The organism is Marinomonas shanghaiensis (genome assembly GCF_003259175.1).
In the GTDB taxonomy this organism is placed as follows: domain Bacteria; phylum Pseudomonadota; class Gammaproteobacteria; order Pseudomonadales; family Marinomonadaceae; genus Marinomonas; species Marinomonas shanghaiensis.
The window spans coordinates 71388-90284 of sequence record NZ_QGOK01000010.1 but is presented as its reverse complement, the minus strand read 5'-3'; the positions used below and the strand labels follow the sequence as shown (position 1 = coordinate 90284).

General features: G+C 44.0%; 19 protein-coding genes. 13 read left to right on the top strand and 6 right to left on the bottom strand.

The genetic code is table 11. The annotated features are described in order from the left end of the window. The first annotated feature begins 120 nt into the window (after positions 1-120). The gene (locus DKT73_RS09195) at positions 121-963 is read left to right on the top strand and encodes a DUF6279 family lipoprotein (RefSeq protein ID WP_157959167.1); all 843 of its coding nucleotides are present in this window, start codon (positions 121-123) and stop codon (positions 961-963) included. A gap of 21 nt (positions 964-984) precedes the next feature. Further along, positions 985-1608, top strand: coding sequence for a uracil-DNA glycosylase family protein (locus tag DKT73_RS09190; RefSeq protein WP_111638261.1), 624 nt, complete (start codon positions 985-987; stop codon positions 1606-1608). On the opposite strand, the gene DKT73_RS09185 is transcribed toward DKT73_RS09190, so the two are convergent. Continuing rightward, positions 1589-2041: a GNAT family N-acetyltransferase gene (locus DKT73_RS09185; protein WP_111638260.1), complete on the bottom strand. Its 453-nt coding sequence runs from the start codon at positions 2039-2041 to the stop codon at positions 1589-1591. The two genes, DKT73_RS09190 and DKT73_RS09185, sit on opposite strands and share 20 nt — an antisense overlap. A gap of 38 nt (positions 2042-2079) precedes the next feature. After that, on the bottom strand, positions 2080-2451 hold the full coding sequence (locus DKT73_RS09180; protein ID WP_111638259.1) for a glutathione S-transferase N-terminal domain-containing protein: 372 nt from the start codon (positions 2449-2451) through the stop codon (positions 2080-2082). Between the two features lie 174 nt (positions 2452-2625). Between DKT73_RS09180 and DKT73_RS09175 the strand changes: the two genes are divergently transcribed. Together DKT73_RS09175 and DKT73_RS09170 are read left to right on the top strand one after the other, a co-directional pair. Continuing rightward, positions 2626-2877: a TIGR03643 family protein gene (locus DKT73_RS09175; RefSeq protein WP_111638258.1), complete on the top strand. Its 252-nt coding sequence runs from the start codon at positions 2626-2628 to the stop codon at positions 2875-2877. Positions 2878-2998: 121 nt separating this feature from the next. After that, on the top strand, positions 2999-3517 hold the full coding sequence (locus DKT73_RS09170; RefSeq protein ID WP_111638257.1) for an Mpo1 family 2-hydroxy fatty acid dioxygenase: 519 nt from the start codon (positions 2999-3001) through the stop codon (positions 3515-3517). Between the two features lie 153 nt (positions 3518-3670). On the opposite strand, the gene DKT73_RS09165 is transcribed toward DKT73_RS09170, so the two are convergent. Further along, a complete protein-coding gene (locus tag DKT73_RS09165) occupies positions 3671-3874 on the bottom strand; it encodes an RSP_7527 family protein (protein WP_111638256.1) in 204 nt (67 codons plus the stop codon). Between the two features lie 194 nt (positions 3875-4068). Beyond that, positions 4069-4542 (bottom strand): Lrp/AsnC family transcriptional regulator, encoded by a 474-nt coding sequence (locus DKT73_RS09160; protein WP_111638255.1) that lies wholly within the window; start codon positions 4540-4542, stop codon positions 4069-4071. Positions 4543-4661: 119 nt separating this feature from the next. Between DKT73_RS09160 and DKT73_RS09155 the strand changes: the two genes are divergently transcribed. Next, positions 4662-5897 (top strand): aminotransferase class V-fold PLP-dependent enzyme, encoded by a 1236-nt coding sequence (locus tag DKT73_RS09155; protein WP_111638254.1) that lies wholly within the window; start codon positions 4662-4664, stop codon positions 5895-5897. A gap of 51 nt (positions 5898-5948) precedes the next feature. Here DKT73_RS09155 and bluB read toward each other — a convergent pair whose 3' ends face one another. Beyond that, positions 5949-6602, bottom strand: a complete 654-nt coding sequence (gene bluB, locus DKT73_RS09150; RefSeq protein ID WP_111638253.1) for a 5,6-dimethylbenzimidazole synthase — start codon at positions 6600-6602, stop codon at positions 5949-5951. Between the two features lie 370 nt (positions 6603-6972). Between bluB and DKT73_RS09145 the strand changes: the two genes are divergently transcribed. From DKT73_RS09145 to DKT73_RS09135, 3 genes are all read left to right on the top strand, one after another. Continuing rightward, positions 6973-7758: a cyclase family protein gene (locus DKT73_RS09145; protein ID WP_111638252.1), complete on the top strand. Its 786-nt coding sequence runs from the start codon at positions 6973-6975 to the stop codon at positions 7756-7758. A gap of 188 nt (positions 7759-7946) precedes the next feature. Beyond that, the gene (locus DKT73_RS09140; protein ID WP_111638251.1) at positions 7947-9782 is read left to right on the top strand and encodes an arylsulfatase; all 1836 of its coding nucleotides are present in this window, start codon (positions 7947-7949) and stop codon (positions 9780-9782) included. Positions 9783-9801: 19 nt separating this feature from the next. Further along, on the top strand, positions 9802-11040 hold the full coding sequence (locus DKT73_RS09135; protein WP_111638350.1) for an anaerobic sulfatase maturase: 1239 nt from the start codon (positions 9802-9804) through the stop codon (positions 11038-11040). Between the two features lie 50 nt (positions 11041-11090). Here DKT73_RS09135 and DKT73_RS09130 read toward each other — a convergent pair whose 3' ends face one another. Beyond that, the gene (locus DKT73_RS09130; RefSeq protein WP_111638250.1) at positions 11091-12005 is read right to left on the bottom strand and encodes a LysR family transcriptional regulator; all 915 of its coding nucleotides are present in this window, start codon (positions 12003-12005) and stop codon (positions 11091-11093) included. A 212-nt stretch (positions 12006-12217) separates the two neighbouring features. Between DKT73_RS09130 and DKT73_RS09125 the strand changes: the two genes are divergently transcribed. The 5 genes from DKT73_RS09125 (at position 12218) to DKT73_RS09105 (ending at position 18891) form a co-directional block, all read left to right on the top strand. Then, positions 12218-13840: a DUF1302 domain-containing protein gene (locus DKT73_RS09125; RefSeq protein WP_111638249.1), complete on the top strand. Its 1623-nt coding sequence runs from the start codon at positions 12218-12220 to the stop codon at positions 13838-13840. Positions 13841-13857: 17 nt separating this feature from the next. After that, positions 13858-15219 carry a DUF1329 domain-containing protein gene (locus tag DKT73_RS09120; RefSeq protein ID WP_111638248.1) on the top strand — a complete coding sequence of 454 codons (1362 nt, stop codon included), beginning with the start codon at positions 13858-13860 and terminating at the stop codon, positions 15217-15219. A gap of 169 nt (positions 15220-15388) precedes the next feature. After that, positions 15389-16546, top strand: coding sequence for an alpha/beta hydrolase family protein (locus DKT73_RS09115; protein WP_111638247.1), 1158 nt, complete (start codon positions 15389-15391; stop codon positions 16544-16546). Between the two features lie 20 nt (positions 16547-16566). Then, positions 16567-17520, top strand: a complete 954-nt coding sequence (locus tag DKT73_RS09110; RefSeq protein ID WP_111638246.1) for a VOC family protein — start codon at positions 16567-16569, stop codon at positions 17518-17520. A 207-nt stretch (positions 17521-17727) separates the two neighbouring features. Then, a complete protein-coding gene (locus DKT73_RS09105) occupies positions 17728-18891 on the top strand; it encodes an MFS transporter (RefSeq protein WP_111638245.1) in 1164 nt (387 codons plus the stop codon). The last annotated feature ends 6 nt before the right edge of the window (positions 18892-18897 follow it).

Sequence of the window (18897 nt, the reverse complement as noted above, 5' to 3'; positions counted from 1 at the left end):
TGGCAGGCAGAAGCCGCTTTTTTATGCCTTAGAAACAAAGTAATCCACTTGATCGATAAGCGCGTACAGGATAAATATATAATGAATTTATCATGGGCAGCTTGAGGGATGGGATCACATATGAAGAAGGCTAGGTTATCTCTCGTGTTATTGCTTAGTTTTCTTTTGAGCGCTTGTTCGTCATCCTTTGCCTATAACAACATCGATTGGCTACTTTATTGGTATTTAGGCGATTATGTTGATTTATCATTGGATCAAAAGGCTGTGTTAGATGAACGTATTGTCGCATGGCAAAGCTGGCATCGCTCTACGGAACTTGAAAAGTATCAAGCCCAACTCAAAGAGGTGAGAGGTAAGCTAGCGTCTGGCGTTCTGACCGAGGAACAATGGTTGAGCGAGTTCGAAGAAGCTCAACAACATCTTAATCGTTTTCGTACTAAAATTGCGCCTGAGTTGGCGGGTATTGCTCACCAACTGTCCACCGCTCAAGTAGAAGGGGCGTTGTCTTCATGGAATAAAAAAAGACAAGAACGTCAGTCTGAATTCGAAAAGCGAACAGAGACAGAGCGATTAATTCGCCAAGAAAAGCGTTTAACGGAATTTTTTGAAGATAACATGGGGACGTTAACTCAGCAACAAGCTGACATTATTAACACTTACGCACCGAGATTTCTATCAACGAACAACGAGCGAACGGCATATCACACCTCTTTACAAAATGTGATAAGAGATATTTTTGCCAATCGAGATACATTTGAATTTGAACAGCAACTTGCTGATCTTATCCGTAATCCAGACCAATACAAAACACCACAATATCAGGCTATTTTAGATCGCAACGCACGCTTGTATGCTCAAATGTTGGCAGAGCTAAACAGCACGTTTACTCAAAAGCAAAAATTAACGCTCGATGATAAACTAGAAGAGAAGATTACTCTCATTGGGGATTTGATTTCAGGTTAAGGGTATCAGGGATAACGCACAATGTCAGAGACTTTTAATGATATTAAACAGGCGATTCTCACTTGTCATTCTTGTGCGGATACTCTGCCTTATCCCCCCAAACCCATTATTCAAATTCACCCTGACGCGAAGTTATTGATTGCGGGTCAAGCACCTGGCAAAAAGACACATGATATTGGTCGTCCATTTGATGATCTAAGCGGCGATCGCTTACGCGACTGGCTTGGCATCACCAAGGCCGAATTCTATGATGAACAACGAGTTGCCATTGTTCCTATGGGGTTTTGTTTTCCGGGGAGCAGTGTTCATAAAAGTGGGCCATCTGTCGGGAAAAAATCGGGTGATTTGCCACCTCGTCCAGAGTGCGCGATAAAATGGCGCGCCACTGTGCTGAGTCAATTGGTTAATATTGAATTAACGATTGTATTAGGGGCTTACGCGCAAGCCTATCATTTAGGCCAGTCTAGTAATGTGACTGAGCAGGTTAAGCAATGGCAATATTGGTTGGAGCAAGGCAAGTTAGTATTGCCTCACCCCAGTCCAAGAAATAATCGTTGGCTCAAACAAAATCCATGGTTTGAAGCCGAGGTATTACCCGAATTGAAGCACCGTGTAAAAGTACTGCTTAGTAGGCCAGTGTCATAAGGCAGTGCTCGATGCCATCTTCCATGTACGGCTCGGATACGACCTCAAAACCGTGGGACTGATAGACCTTTTTAAGATGGAACTGAGCACCAATTTTGATGTTTGTACTGGGCCAAATAGCAAAGGTTTCTTTAATTGCTTGGTCAATAAGTGTGTGGCCTATCTTTTCTTTGCGGTATTGACTGGCGACCACCACACGACCAATGCTGCTATAGCCTTCATAACTATCATCTTTCGCTAATAAGCGGGCATACGCCACAATAGTGTTATCGCGAATGGCAAATAAATGGCGTGTCTCAGGCAACATATCCAAACCGTCTAATTCTGGGTAGGGACAGTTTTGCTCCACCACAAACACATCACATCTTAGCTTTAGTAAATGATAGAGTGTCTGAGTGGAGAGCTCGCTAAAACGTTGACAGTACCAAATCATGTTATTTCCTTTGGGCTACTTTTTTATTTACAGGCATTTCAAGCAAAGCGCTTCTCAAGATAACTGATGATCTGCGAGGATTCATACATCCATTCCACTTTACCATCTTGCTCAATTCGCAAGCACGGCACTTTCACTTTACCGCCACCTTGCAACAGCGTTTCACGATGCGGTGACCCTTCGGAGGCGCTGCGTTTTTCGATTGGAAGGTTAAGCTTATGCATTGCCCTACGAGTTTTAATGCAGAACGGGCAGGCAAAGAATTGATAAAGCGTTAGGTCTTGGACTTCTGTATTGACCTGTTGTTGCGTTTCAGGTGTTCTTTTTCGCTTGGCTCCGCGCGTTAGAACATCGGCGGTTGCAATGATGAGACCTAAAAAGTTTCGGATCAGTTTAATAAACAGTTTCATATCGTGGCTCGCTTTTGCTATTGAGTCTTGCTATTTGATGGTCGCTATTCTAGCGGTAAAGTTCTCATTGGTTAAGTGTTCGTCATAAATTAGCGATAAAGACAATTTGAGTCATCTGTCTGGCGAGTTGCTGCGTATCAGTTGCGACCTATTTCAGTAAGGACCATGAATGTTATGACACTTTCTCCAAGCGAAGCATCAAGAGTAATCGAAATGGCATGGGAAGACAGAACGCCATTTGAAGCGATCGAAACACAGTTCGGAATGAGTGAGCCGCAAGTCATTCGCTTTATGAGAAGCAATCTCAAACCAAGCAGCTTCAGATTGTGGCGAGAGCGCGTTAATGGTCGCCAGACTAAGCATTTACAACTTCGGGACCCAGCCGTAAGTCGAGGTTACTGTCGAGCACAATATAAGCCAAGATGACGATGATAATGTTAGTGGCTATCACCAAGAAAATCGTCTTTGATATATCACTTAGTATCTTTTAATTCTTAGTGAAATGCGTTTTACTGATACCTATTAAAATAATAATAGGGTCCGTGATATGAAAGCGATAGTCGAACATTTATCTCAATATGCGTTTTATCATCAAGATAGGCGTAACGTCGCCACACACTTTGTTGGTATCCCGATGATTGTTGTCGGGATTGCCGTCTTATTGTCTCGTCCACACTTTTCCTTGCTAGAGATTGTTTTAACGCCTGCTCTTATTATGGCTCTTGCCAGCAGTGTATTTTATATTCGTTTAGATAAGCTGATTGGTGTCATGATGACAATCTTGTTGGCGTTGGTAATTTGGTTTGCCGAGTTAGTGGCGGCACAAAGTACATTCGTATGGTTAATCACAGGGACCGGTTTGTTTGTGGTGGGTTGGGTGTTTCAATTTGTCGGGCATTATTTTGAAGGGAAGAAGCCCGCCTTCTTGGACGATGTCACAGGGCTCATTATCGGCCCCTTGTTTGTCTTTGTTGAGCTGATGTTTTTACTTGGATTAAAACAAGATTGGAAAAAAACAATAGAAGAAAACTGTCTCGGGAAAAATAGTGCGATGAATAAGAAGTGATTTAAAAAGACATAGAGAGTCTAGCAGGGAGTAGGGAAGCGCTTAATGTTTTTATTTTAGCGCCATTTCCTTATAAGTCTGTTGGAGTAAGCCAAAAAATCTGCTTCTAATAAAGTAGACGCTTACCCAATAACTCTTTAACTAACGTATTGATTAAGCGTGTTGAGCTGGAGAAGAAACCAATGCTGATTTAATTTTGATCGCTAGGTTTTTAACCGCTTTGATGGCAGAAGCAACACTAGCAACAATGTATTCAGCGCGTTCAGCACGAGCAATCGCTTCGTATTTTTCAGCATCTGTTAGGTATGCTGTGTTAACACTTTTTAATAATTCTGCGATAGATTGATTGTTTTTCATGGTGTATTTCCTCGTCTATGGTTGTTTTAAAAAAGCATCAAAACTCATTCCGTTTTGATGCTTTTATATTAGAAACTCTGAGTAAATAAGACAAACGATAAAAAATACACCAATAGCTGAAAAAAACTAATCAATCGTTCAACTAATGGTTTTTGAATGATTAAAAGGCAGACATCATCAGCTGTTTTTCGTTTTTATGTGCTAGTCAACGGACTGCCGTTTTGCTTTGCTGTGTCTAGGCGTATATAGGATTTTGTACTGACAACATCGGCATGGGCGTAAAGTTGTTTGACCACCAGATCGGTGAATTGCGCCATGTCCTTTGCGCAAATTTCCACCATTAAATCTACATCTCCCGTAACACCATGCACACTCAGTGCAGCACTTTGTTGTTGCAAAAAATGCATGACATTGTCGCGCGCGTTGCTTTTATCTTTGCTAACAGTGACCAAGGTCCAAGCCATGACGCTGTAGCCAAGTTTCTGGTAATTTACTTGCGCCCGATAGCCACTAATGATGTCCATCTCTTCTAAATGACGTAGGCGCCTTAGGCATTGGGATTGAGAGAGGTTGATGATGTCTGCTAGCTGAGTATTGCTAAGACGACCGTCTTTCTCTAATGCTTGAATGATTTTGTAGTCGGTGCGATCTAGGGTGATTTCTTTCATAAAAGGCTCAATTTAAACAAAAATCTTGTATTAGGTTATGAATTCTCCTTTTAAATAGCAAACAACTTGTGTGCCTTATTCTTTATACTTTGGATTACTTTCGCTTAGGAGATAAGGTTATGGCGGTATCATTAGATTTGGCGTTTGTGCGTTCTCAATTTCCTGCTTTTAAAGAGCCGTCTTTGGCGGGGCAGGCGTTTTTTGATAATGCGGGTGGTTCTTATGCTTGTCAGGCGGTGATTGATCACTTAAATCAGTATTATCGAGAAACCAAATTGCAGCCTTATCACCTCCATCCTGCGGCACAAAAAGCTGGTGCTCAGATGGATTTAGCGCACGAGCGTTTAGCCTCGTATTTGAATGTGAACACCAGCGAAGTGCATCTTGGGCCTTCTACGTCTCAAAATACTTATGTGTTAGCACAGGCTTTTGGCAAGATTTTAAAAGCGGGCGACGAGGTCATTGTCACCAATCAAGATCATGAAGCGAACATCGGTGTTTGGCGTGCATTAGAAGCACGTGGCATCCTGATCAAAGAATGGCAGGTGGATGGACAAACAGGGTCATTAGATATTGGCGCGTTAGACTCGCTTTTTACAGAGCGTACCAAGCTTTTAGCCTTTACTCACTGTTCTAACATTGTTGCTGAAATCAACCCTGTGGCCGAGATTTGCACTCGAGCGAAAGCGGCTGGTGTGGCAACAGTGGTGGATGGCGTATCCTTTGCGGGTCATGGTCTGCCAGATGTGGACGCACTGGGGGCCGATATTTATTTGTTTTCGCTTTATAAAGCCTACGGAACACACCTTGGTGTGATGGTGATTCGTGATGCGATGGCGGATAAACTGGGTAATCAGGCACATTATTTTAACAAGGCGTATCGTCAAAAATGGTTTGTCCCAGCTGGTCCTGATCATGCACAAGTCGCGGCGAGTCGTGGTGTGTTAGATTACTTCGATGCCTTACACGATCACCATTTTGATGCAACGGATTCCATGACGGTAAAAGCCCAGCGAGTACGCAGCTTAATGCACGATGCTGAGAACGCTCTTTTGGCGAAGTTGTTAGGGTTTGTGGAGCAGCATCCGAAGTTGACCTTACTTGGCACGGCAGATCCTGCAAAGAGGGCCGCGACGGTGTCGATTATTCCGCAAGGGCAAACGCCTCAGCAGTTGGCACAGAAGCTTGTCGATCAAGGCATTATTTGCGGCGCTGGGCATTTCTATGCGGTGCGGTTATTAGAGGCGATGGGCGTAGACACCAATACGGGCGTGGTCCGCTTGTCTTTTGTTCATTATACCCATGCAGCCGAAATCGATCAGTTGATTGCGGCATTAGAAAAAGCGCTAGCATAACCCATGATAAAGGCAGATCTGTGTTTGCCTCTTCTGCTGTCACTCTTTCGATTATTCTGTTGGCTCAGACCACGATTCATAATGAATCGCTGAGCTAACGTCTCGTCTTGGTAGCCAGCCGGCTCTTTCTAGATCTGGCGTGTCATGGAATTCCGCCACATAACCCACGCACAAATAGGCAATGATATCGATGGATTCTGGAATGTTGAGCGTATCGCGTATCACCTTGTCATGAACAATACTGACCCAGCCCACGCCAAGGTTTTCCGCTCTTGCCGCTAGCCATAGGTTTTGTACCGCGCAGACCGAACTGAACAAATCCATTTCTGGCTTCGCTGTTCGTCCCAATACCACAGAGCCAGTACGACTGCGGTCGCAGGTCACACAAATACCCAGTGGCGCTTCTTCAATGCCTTCTAATTTAAGGCTTTTGTATTGTGCTTTGCGTTCACCTTGAAACAGATCAGCCGCTTCAGCGTGGGCTTGCAAAAAGCCGTGTTTTATTTGTGCCTTAGATTCCGGCTTAGTGACAAGGATAAAATCCCAAGGCTGCATAAAACCAACACTGGGAGCATGGTGCGCCGCCAGCAATAGACGCTCCAAAACATCATGTGGAATAGGATCTGGCTTGAATTCTCGGCGCACATCGCGGCGGGAAAAAATGGTTTTGTACACTGCATCGCGTTCTTCAGGAGTGATCTTCATAGGGATCGGCTTTTGCTATTAAAAAGTCATATTATCCGGTGTTTTGAGGCATTGTGCCAATGAGTAAACGGTAAATACGGACAGAGAATAAGATTTCGGATCATGTTGTCAGTAAAATATGGCGTTGTGTTTCTGTGGTGAGCTAGACATAAAATCAGAAGAAATCAAGTTGATAATATCAAGGTGTGGATTAACTATTATCAACTTAATGGAAGGTCGTTTTTCACTTATCCTGAAGTAGGTCTCTGTTCTATTGAAAAGAAAGGTGAATAACCGCAGCTAGCCATATCGGCGCGGAAATGACGATGCTAAGTTCATCTTTCTTAATTTAGGGCTGACGGTGAGTAAAGAATAATAAGAGGAAAAAAACATGATGCCCTCCAAGACAAGACGTATTGTCGATTTGTCGGTTACATTAGACAACAATCCTTATACTGATCCACCGCCATTATTGCCAAAAATAGAGTATACCGATCATCAGCAAGGGTGGCCGGAAATGGCGAGTATGTTTCCCGGTCTAAAAAAAGAAGATATGCCGGGCAATGAAGCTTGGGCGGTCGAAAAAATGCTGATGAGTGCCCACAATGGCACCCATATGGACGCACCTTGGCATTATGCCTCCACGACGGATGGCGGAAAGCCCGCTTATGGCATTGATCAGCTGCCGTTGGATTGGTGTTTGCAACCTGGCGTGAAGTTGGATTTTCGTCATCTTCCAGATGGTCATATCATCACGGCTGCTGAGGTCGAAGCCGAGCTAAAACGCATTAATCATGAACTGCAACCACTCGACATTGTCTTAGTAAATACTCGTGCTGGCGAGATCTATGGTGAACCGGGTTATTTGGAAGCGGGTGTCGGTATGGGGCGTGAAGCCACCCTGTATTTACTAGAGCGCGGAGTTCGCGTAGTGGGAACCGATGCCTGGAGCTGGGATGCGCCATTCAAATACACCCGTGAAAAGTTCGCCGAGTCAGGTGACGCCTCTATTATTTGGGAAGGCCATAAAGCGGGTAGGGATATCGGTTATGGGCAAATGGAAAAGCTGTCTAATCTTGAAAGCTTGCCTGCGAATGGCTTCTTGGTATCGTGTTTTCCTTACAAAATAAAGCATGGCTCAGCGGGGTTTATACGAGCTGTGGCGATATTTACATAATGTGAAAAGCTTACTGGTCTGTGAAGAGAGAGTGCTTTTTTAGGTCTTTCTCTTTTGTTTTGAATCTATTATGTCATCATTCGATTTCATCAATACATAGGTGCAATTTTAAGGACTTGATCAAAGCCTAATTACTGATAGTTTTGTCTCTAATAAAAATAATACACAGCGAGTTAGTGGATATATCTATGATTGATTACCTTCAAAATACGGGCAAGCATGCCCTATTGAAATTCAAAGTTCCTCATCTACGTCTTGGCCTTGTTGCCGTTTCTTTATTAACCACGTCAGTTGCTATCCAGGCGGAAACGCCAGTCTCTAGCCCTAGTCGCCCTAACATCTTGTTGATTATGGCGGATGATTTGGGCTATTCAGATTTAAGTGCTTTTGGTAGTGAAATTAACACGCCAAATATTGATGCATTAGCTGAGCAAGGGCGTATTCTGACTAACTTTCATACCGCTGCTGTCTGTTCGCCTACTCGTGCAAGCTTGATGACTGGAGTGGATCATCATCTAGCGGGTATTGGTAATATGGGCGAGGTGGTAGGACTCAATATTATTCAAAATAAGCCAATTAATGCGCCATGGGGAAAATCCAATACCTACGATTTTGATAATATTCCAGAAGGTTATCGTGGACATTTAAGTGAGAAGACCGCATCGATGCCTGAGCTACTATCAGATGCTGGATATCATACTTATATGGTGGGTAAGTGGCATTTGGCATACGATATTAAAGCTCCAGATCAAGATAATAAAATCTGGTATCGGATTAATCGACAAGCGTTGCCTTTTGCACGCGGATTTGAGCGGTCATTTACCTTGATCAATGGTGGGGGATCGCATTTCGCGCCTTCCACGCCACCCACTCCGCTTGATATCACCATGTATGCGGAAGACGATCGTGTGTTTTCTGCCAAAATGCTGCCAAAAGATTTTTATTCCACGGAGTTTTATACCAATAAGTTGATGGGGTATATCGACGCCAGTCATGGAGATGGTAAACCATTTTTTGCTTATGCGGCCTATACGGCTCCCCATTGGCCCTTGCAAGCGCCGCAAGCGGATATCGACGCTCAAAAAGGGCGTTACGATGAAGGTTATGAGGCGATTAGGGAAAAGCGTATTGCCAGAATGAAATCCTTAGGATTGATGACTACGGTTGATCACGTAGCCAATGAATCGGTTGGCCCAAAGCATTGGAACGCGTTAAGTTCTGAAGAAAAGTCGATAGAAACGAAGTCGATGGAAATATACGCGGCTATGGTGAGTAATCTAGATCGACACATTGGTCGTTTGGTATCGCATTTGAAGGACATTGGTGAGTATGACAATACACTCATTGTCTTTATGTCCGATAATGGTGCCGAAGGGGCTTCTGCTTATTTGCCAAACATTCCGAATACCGCCGTCGATAATTCATTAGAAAACATGGGTAAGCCTGGATCCGCTGTGGCATATGGGCCTCGTTGGGCTGAAGTGAGCGCGGCTCCTTTTCGTTTATTTAAAGGTTTTACCGGGGCCGAAGGCGGCACGTCTTCACCATTGATCATTAAATTGCCTGGACAGCAAGAAAGTAGGCCGATGTCTTCCGCGCGAATGCAGGTCACGGATATTTTGCCTACTTTTTTAGACGCTGCGGGTGTGAATATGCCGGGGGATCGTTATAAAGGAAAGTCTATATATACACCAACGGGGGCATCCTTCTTATCGGCTTTGCAGCAACCCGATGCGATTGATCAGGTGCATTCTGACGATACAGTATTAGCCGATGAATTAATGGGAGCCAGTTATTTGGTTCGTGGGAAGTGGAAACTGAGTCAGCAAGCGCCCTTGGGAAATAGCCCAGTGTTCACAAAAGATGTTCCCTTTGCTCTTTATGATATTTCTAAAGATCGTGGTGAGACGAAAGACCTGTCAGCGCAATATCCCAAAGTATTGGCTGAGATGAAAGCCGCGTTCGGAGAATACATTCGTCAAAACCACGTCGTGGAACATGCCGCTTCTTACAACGGCAGATAAGATGGTTGCTGGAGACATGATGAGTCACAAAGTAATAGATCGAATAAACCACTTTGGCGTTATGGCGAAACCCAGTAGCTCGGTCTGTAATATTGACTGTACTTACTGTTTCTATCTGGAGAAAGAGCATCTTTATCCAGATAGAAAAAAACAGTGGCGTATGAGCAATACCACGCTAGAAAATTACATACGTGATCAGATTCAGTCTCAGCAAGGTGATGTTATTGATTTTGTTTGGCAAGGAGGTGAACCGACCCTGTTAGGGGTGGATTTCTTTCGCCAAGTAATCGCCTTTCAAGAGCAATATCGCGGTTATAAAAGGGTTACTAATGCTTTGCAAACCAACGCGACATTGCTGGATAAAGAATGGGCGTTATTTTTCAAGGAACATCAGTTTTTAATTGGTGTTTCTATTGATGGTGATCGAATCAGCAACGATACTTATCGTCTTTCTCGCAAAGGTAAAAGTACCTTTGATGACACGCTAAATGGCCTTGCTCTACTTAAAAAACATAATGTGGATTTTAATACGCTAACGGTCGTGAACGCAGAAAACGTTAAGCGGCCATTAAATGTATATGCGTTCCTAAAACGTATTGGTAGTCGATATATGCAATTCATTCCCTTGGTTGAGCGTAAAGCCATTGTCCCAGATAGTCATGGCTTAACATTGATTCAACCGACATTTGCTGGCGAATCAAATCTAGCTGAATGGTCTGTCCCAGCTAAAGCTTATGGAAAGTTTTTGAATGCTATTTTTGACCATTGGATTCAAAACGATTTGGGCGATGTTTTTGTAATGAATTTTGAGCAAACCATGAGCCAGTTAGTGGGGCGTCTTGGTGCGTGCGTATTCAGTGAAACTTGCGGTAATGGGTTAGCCATGGAATCAAACGGGGATGTGTATTCCTGTGATCATTATGTTTACCCAGAGCATAAGTTAGGTAATGTTAATGATACCTCGTTGATTGATTTGGTCAATCTGCCACAAAATCTTAAATTTGGTCAGGATAAACTCAATAATATCAGTGTTGATTGCCATCAATGTGAGGTGCGTTCTGTATGCCATGGCGGCTGTCCGAAACACCGATTTGAGCCTTCTAGTAATGGATTGCTGAATCGTAATTATCTGTGTGATGGCTTTAAATCACATTTTTCTCATGCTGTTCCGAAAATGTCTGAAACCATAAGCTTGTTGAGCCACCATTTGCCAATGAAAAAAGTAAAGCAAGAGATAAAACGAAGGTTCTATTCATGATCAGATGAATAGAACCTTATTCAGGTCAATGTTTATCCCTATAAAGTGCTTTACTCAGCATCCATATTAATCGCGGCTTCTTTTAAAATGCCTCTTAACCAGATAAGCCCTTCGTCATTGTTTCTGTACTGATGCCACTGTACACATTGTTTCATCGGTGTCACGTCAAAGGGAACCGGTAGAATTTCAAGAGGCCATACTTTGGCCATTTTTTTCGCTAATCTGGCGTGAATAGTGGCAATGTTTTCTGAGCCAATGACCAAAGCAGGCAGTGATGCGAAACTAAATGTGGTGGCGATTAAGCGCCTTTTAATGCCGTATTTTTGTGCAAAAGCAGTTTCGAAAAAGTCTTTTTTTATTACAGCTGGTCGCATTAGCACATGGCCTGCTTCTGCATATTTTTCTGCCGTTAGTTTCCCTTTAGCTATCTCACTGTGCTGCCAAACGACACAAACAAACTCTTCTTTATACAGGACATCGTGGGGATGTTGTGCTGACACAAAGTCAGATGGGATGATGAGTAAATCTGCTTTTCCTTGTTCCAGCTGTTCATCCGGGTTATCCACTTGTGGCAAAAATTGAAAGCGAGCGGTGCTTTTTTGCTTGCCAATAATTTCTAAGGCGTGAGGTGCCAGTACGGTTTGAGTGTAATCGGAGCAGAAAATACTGAACACTCTATCTGTGGTAAGGGGATCGAAGCTGGGCTGTACAAGGATGGTGCTTTCAATGTTATTTAAGGCATTACGTACATTCACTTTTAGATTTTCCCCTAAAGGGGTAATGACCATTCTTCGACCTATCTGCGTTAGCAGGTCATCTTCAAAATAATCTCGCAATCTGGACAGAGAATTACTGAGTGCAGAAGGGCTCATATTCAGCTTTTCTGCCCCTTTCGTGATGCTTTGTTCCGTGAGCAAAGTGTCTAATGCCACCAATAAATTGAGGTCGAGTTTTTTAAATCGCATAGTATTCTCACGAGTTTTATTGTTTTTATGATCTTTCGATCATATCGAATGATTGGAGTGATTTAAAGATTTTATTCGAATGGTTAGTTCTACTTTATCTTTCGATGGGATCGAAAGATTGATTCTGTTTAAAGGATTTTTCTGAATGGTTGCGGTGATTTACATTGGTTTTGTTCTTAATACATAAAAATAAAATTTGAGAGGAAGAACACGTGAAAACCATCAACTCGACACCATTTCGTTTAAAGCTAATTGTTTTGGCAATGGCTTCAAGCGCAAGCTCAGCCTACGCATTTAATATTGAAACTAATAACTCTGACTTTAGAGCGAGTCTGGATAATACGCTTAAATACAGTACCGCTTTTCGAACCAAGGAGGCTTCTCCTGGGTTAACCGAAGGGAGCGCGGCGACCAACTTCAACGACGGTGATAACAACTTTGACAAAGGATTGGTTTCGAATCGTTTGGATCTCTTTTCTGAACTGGACTTGTCTTACAAAGAAGCTGGTGTTCGCATTAGTGGTGCCGCTTGGTATGACGATGTTTATCACCAAGACACGGATAATACCAGTACCACGTCGAATCATAATCCTGCGCGCGAATTTTCCGATATCACCGAAAAGACCATGGGCGGTGATGCCGAAATCCTTGATGCTTTTGTCTATTCCCGATTCCCTGTTATGGATGGGATGGATGGCACGATTCGGATTGGCCGTCATAGTTTGTTGTGGGGCGAGAGTTTGTTTTTTGGCGCGAATGGTATCGCAGGAGGTCAGGGGCCTGTTGACGTTGTGAAGTTGTCTTCGGTCCCTAACTCTACCTTTAAAGAAACCATGCGCCCAACGGGGAAGGTTTCGATTGATGTTCCCATTTCGGAAACGGCTTCTATAGGCGCTTATGTAGGATATGAGTGGGAAAAATCTCGTTTTCTTCCTGCGGGCTCTTATCTTTCTGCTGGGGATACCTTAGAAGGTGAGCAAGTTCTTGCCGGTTCCTCAAGCTTTAAGCATACCGCGGATGAGGAAGGTTCTGATTCCGGTCAATACGGTCTACAACTCAAATGGAGCGATTACGATATTGATGCGGACTTTGGTTTGTACGCGATTCGTTTTGACTCTAGCTCGCCGAGCAATCTTTACACCATTTTGAATGCTTCTTTTCAACCGAGTCAATATAAATGGGCTTATGCGAGAGGCATTGAAGCCTATGGTGCCAGTATGGCAAAAACAGTGGGGATTTGGAGCCTATCTGGCGAGGTCTCTTATCGCCGCAACGCGCCTTTAGCGAGTACTTCTCAAACAATCAATGCCAATACTCCGCAGTATGACAATGATAAAACACCAGGTTATGCGGTAGGTGATACCGCGCATGCACAATTGTCTTGGATCGCCAGTTTAGGTCCAAACTTCTTGTCTAAAGAGTCCAGTTTTGTGGGTGAGATTGCGTGGAATACCCGTGTTAAAACCACAAAAAATGAAAACATGCTCAACCCAAATGCAGACCGTTCGGCGGTAGGTGTGCGTATGGTTTATTCACCCACATACCGTCAATTCTTTGATGGCGTTGACCTGAGTCCTTCTATTGGTATTGGGCATACATGGGGTAAATCTTCTGCTTTAGGTTCTTCATTTGGTGTGGATGGCGGCGGCGATATTAATTTTGGTGTCAATGCTGTGTATTTGAACCGCTGGAAAGGCTCTCTGAATTACATCAAATACTTAGGGGATGAAGGGATTGTGAATGAAAGCGCCAGTACTGGTGGTACGAATGCAACGTATAAGCAATCGCTAAAAGATCGCGATTTCATTTCAGCTTCTGTCAGCACAACCTTTTAATTTTTTGGAGAATGATAATGAACAACAATAAAAAACACTCTCTTAGTATGCTAGTGGCTTCGGCGGTACTGGGTTGTTTCTCGATCGCTTCTTATGGGGCTGTTAGCCCAGATCAAGCCGCACGATTAGGTGTTGATTTAACCCCGTTTGGCGCTGAAAAAGCGGGCAATAGTGATGGCTCTATTCCTGCGTGGACAGGGGGATTTAATGATCCTATCCCAGGTGAAGTGCTAGGTGGTAAGCGTTTAGATCCTTTCGCAAAAGAAAAGCCTTTATACACAATCACCGCTGCGAATATGGACAAATACGCAGACAAATTAACCGATGGTGTCAAGGCGATGATGCAAAAGTATCCTGATACCTATCGACTCAATGTCTATCCAACTCATCGCAGCGCGACCGCGCCAGAGTGGGTCTATAACTACACGGTTCAAAATGCTTTAAAGGCCAAAATGGATGGTCACAATATCACGGGAGCGTTTGCTGGTATTCCTTTTCCTATTCCACAAAATGGCTTAGAAGCGATTAATAATCACCGTTTGTCTTGGCGTGGTGTTAGTTGGGAGACAGAGGTTAATCAGTATCAAATAACTTCTAATGGCAACGTGGTGTTAACCACGGATGGTTTAATAAAAAACCAGATGCCTTATTACTTTCAAGAAGGCTCTAGTGAAGACTTTGATGGTTATTTTTGGGAAATCAATTTAGAAAACTACGGCCCGCCTATTCGTGCCGGTGAGCGCATTGTAGGACGGACTAATTTAGATGAAGATAAAAGTGCCTCTTATGTTTATTTAACGGGTCAGCGACGTGTCCGTAAATTGCCCAATGCTTGTTGTGATACCCCGACTCCTGCTACTGCTGGCTTGATGTCATTTGATGAGCTCAGTGTTTTTTCTGGGACAACAACCGTGTTTGACTGGAAGTTACTGGGTAAGAAAGAAATCTTTATTCCTTACAACCAAAATCGCTTTTTACAATACAGTGATGAACAAGCGATTACGGGCAACCATTTAAATCCAGATGCTGTGCGTTGGGAGTTGCACCGCGTTTGGGTGGTAGAGGCAACGCTTGCTGAGGGGAAACGTCACCAAGCCGTGCGCAGCAAATATTATCTTGATGAAGACACTTGGCAAGCCTCTTTAGGTGATCGCTGGGATTCCAATGGTCAGTTATGGAAAACCCTCTGGCAGTTTAACTACGTCATGCCAGAATTTCCTGGAACGATTCCGCAAACGTTCGGTTTTTACAACTTACTGTCTGGTGAAGCCTATATTGCCAACATGATGAATGATAAGTCGTTCCATAACAGACCGGTCGAACGCATACCTACGAGTACTTTCACGGGACAGGGTTTAGCGCGCCAAGGTACGCGATAAGTTCCGTTAATACTCAGTTAATCCGATTATTTTTTTGTATCAAGGGGAGAGTCTAGCCTTCCCCCTTTTGGCCTTGCTCGTCCTTTTGATGCAGTTTTTTGGATGATTGAGCGTATTTTCAACCAGATCAGCTGTTTGTCAGCTCTTAATAAACGATGTTGGAGTATTTATGTTTCGTTACTTTCCCACCAACTATCCATGGGACCTTTCTATCAATCTTGCGTTAGAAATGGGTGCTCGTATTGGAGAAATTGAAGAAATGTGTGCGCCCTTGCAGGAGGCCGCAAAGGCAAAAGATGCAGCCGGTTCTAAAGCTTTTCGTGATAGCTGGGAGCGTATGGCGGATAAGTTGTGTGAACTGGCTAAGGAAGATGAAGATCGTGGTCGTTTGATTTCAGCGGGTGAGAAATATGGTCGTGCAGCGACTTATTACCTTACCGCTGAGCGCTTGCAAGGTCATGGCTCACCAGGTCGTCAAGCTTTGTATCAGCGTTTTCTGGATGTCTTTGCTCGTGGTCTTACATTGTCAAAAGAAAATTGTGAACGAGTTGAGATTCCATACGAAGGCAAACACCTTTCTGCCTTGTACGTTCGAGCTGAAGGCGTTGATGGTAAGGCACCTATCTTGGTTCAAGTGAACGGCTTGGATTCAACCAAAGAAATGAAGTATCGCGTGGGCCTGCCGGCATGGCTAGCTAAGAGAGGGGTATCGTCTTTAATTGTTGATCAGCCGGGTACAGGTGAGGCACTTCGTTTACAAGGCTTTACGGCACGTTTTGATAGCGAGCATTGGGCAAGCCGTATTGTTGATTGGTTAGAAACTCGTGACGAAATTGATGCTAAACGCATTGGTATGGAAGGCGTTTCTTTAGGTGGTTATTACTGTCCTCGTGCCGTGGCATTTGAGCCTAGATTTGCTTGTGGTGTGGTATGGGGGGCGAACCACGACTGGCGCGACGTACAAAAGCGTCGTCTAGAAAAAGAAGGCAGTTTTCCTGTGCCGCATTACTGGGAACACGTGCGTTGGGTATGGGGAGCAAAAGACATGGATGAGTTTATGGAGATTGCTGAGAAGGTTCATTTAGATGGTGTGTTAGATCGTATCAAGGTGCCGTTCCTAGTGACGCACGGCGAAAAAGATTCTCAAATTCCGTTGAAATGGGCGCATCGAACTTATGAGCAGTTGGTCAACAGTCCGAAAAAAGAACTGAAGATTTTTACCGATCGTGAAGGGGGCGTTCAGCATTCTAGTTTTGATAATTCAGCCAACGCGGGTGCGTATATCGCTGATTGGGTGGCAGAAACATTGAGCGGTCGTACGGCCTAAGCGCAAAGAGGATAAGGAAAATGAAAATAGTGGGTTTAGAAACCATCGTTTTTGGGGTTGAAGATGTTGCCTCCTGCGCGACTTTTTTAACAGATTACGGTTTGTTTCCTGTTGATGTTACGGAATCTGGTGGGCGTTTTGAAGCCTTAGATGGTACCGCTGTTGTCTTGGCTCACGCCTCGGATAAAAGCATTCCTGCTAGCATTGGCAATGGTTGCATGATGCGAAAAACCGTTATGGGTGTGGCGGACGTTGCTACGATTGAGGCGATCACTGAAGAGCTGAGTAAAGACCGAGAAGTTCGCCAATTAGCGGATGGCTCTATTGAATCTACGGATGATTCTGGTTTTGTCATTGGTTTCCAAGTAACCACTCGTAAGGAACTGAATTTGGCCGGTGAAATATCTAACGTGCCTGGTTCACCCTTTCAACGTCCTGTGAATCATCTTGCTGTTAATGATGAGATCGGACCAATTCGTCCTCGCAGTTTATCGCATATTGTGTATTTCGTCCCTGATCCAGTGAAAGCGGAAGCCTTTTATGTGGAGCGTTTAGGTTTTCGTTGTACCGATAGATTTGAAGGCACAGGTCCATTTTTACAACCAGCAGGCACTTTGGATCACCACACACATTTTTTGATCGGTGCGCCGCCGTTCATGAAAGGTGTTGAGCATTTCACTTTCCACTTTGGTGGTCCAACCGAGATGATTCAAAATGGTTCTCGTTTTATTGAGAAGGGCTATCAGGCATTTTGGGGGCCGGGTCGACATATTTTTGGTTCCAATTGGTTTTGGTACTTCAATAGTCCATTTGGCTGTCATATTGAGATGGATGCCGATATGGATTTGCATGATGCGAATTGGGAGCCTCGTGTTGCTGCATCTAATGCCGATACATCGCAGACTTTTCTGTTGCGCTATCGCGATAAATGGGCACCAGGAAAAGACACACCGCATAATGGGGATTACGAGTAACTTTATAGTAGAAAAAAGCGTATTTTGGGGCTGCTGCAGAGTGTTTTTCGCGGCCTCATCATAGGCTGTGAAAGTGGTGTGATGCCGCTACCACGTAATAACAATAAACAAAGTGGATGATAATAGTATGTTGATGATATCTGTGAGATACGGGACTTTTTGCTTTACGGATCGAAGAGAAGCCGCCTTTCTAATAGGAGGTGTGTGATGAGCCATCGTTTTGGATTGAAAGGCAATCTTGCTTTGATGGTTTCCCATTGTGCCGGCATGCTAGATTTAGTGGCGCTCCCTTTATGGGTAGGTATTTTAGTCGCTTCCTATCAATTTGATAGCCAGCAAGCGGGTGGTCTCGTCACCTTGTTTTTAATTGGTGCTGTTTGCGCCAGCGTGTTAATTGCACCGCACTTTAAAAGCTTAAATCGACGTATGGTAGCAGCTTTAGGCTTTTTGGCCTCTGGTGTCTGTTTTTTTGCCGCGTCTCAAACCAATGATTATCTTCAGTTAGCATTGTTACACGTCGTAGCAGGTATCAGTTCCAGCGCTGCATTAAGTATGGCGCACGGCATGTTTGCTCGTGGAGAAAATCCGCACCGATTGTTTGCTATTGCAGGTCTTACCCTAGGTGTCATGGGGTTTGTCTTCATGGGCGCAACACCCAATATTACTCAGGCGGTGGGTGGACATTCATTGTTTATTATCTTTGGTGGCATCATGACCCTTGCCGCTCTTGTTTGTGCGGTGGCTTTTCCTTCAGTAGTGCTTGGTCATGAAGAAAATGTGAATGAAAAGTCGGTAGCGACCAAGATCCCATCCAGTGTGTGGTTTGGTATTGTGGGGATCAGTCTGATGGCCGTTACCCAAGCCATGACCTTTAGCTTTATGGAGCGCGTTGGGAATGATCGAGGTTTTTCAACAGATTCTGTGACTTTGGTATTGGTCGTCATGGCGTTGATTAACATTGTTGCAGCCGCCTTGGCGGGGATTTTTCAAAAACGCTTTTCTGCTCAAGTCGTGTTATTTGTCGGTCCTGTCTTACAGATTATTTTGTCCAATATCATGATGAACGCCAGTAGTTTTGTGTTTTATGCAGCCTCAGCAGCCTGTTTTGTCTCCATTATGATCTTTACCCATACTTTTGTATTTGGCTTGTTGGCTCGTTTGGATGTGTCCGGTCGCGCCATGGCGGCGACACCCGCCATGTTAATGATTGGTGCGGCGATAGGTCCTGTTTTGGGTGGAACCATTATCAAGTTATTTGATTATCAAGGCATAGGCATTGCCGCTTTCGTCTTTGGTACGATTTCACTGGTTTGCTTTATGCGTGTTTTTCAGCACCGATCCGATGCTATTTCTACTGAATCTGCGGTTTGAGGTGGA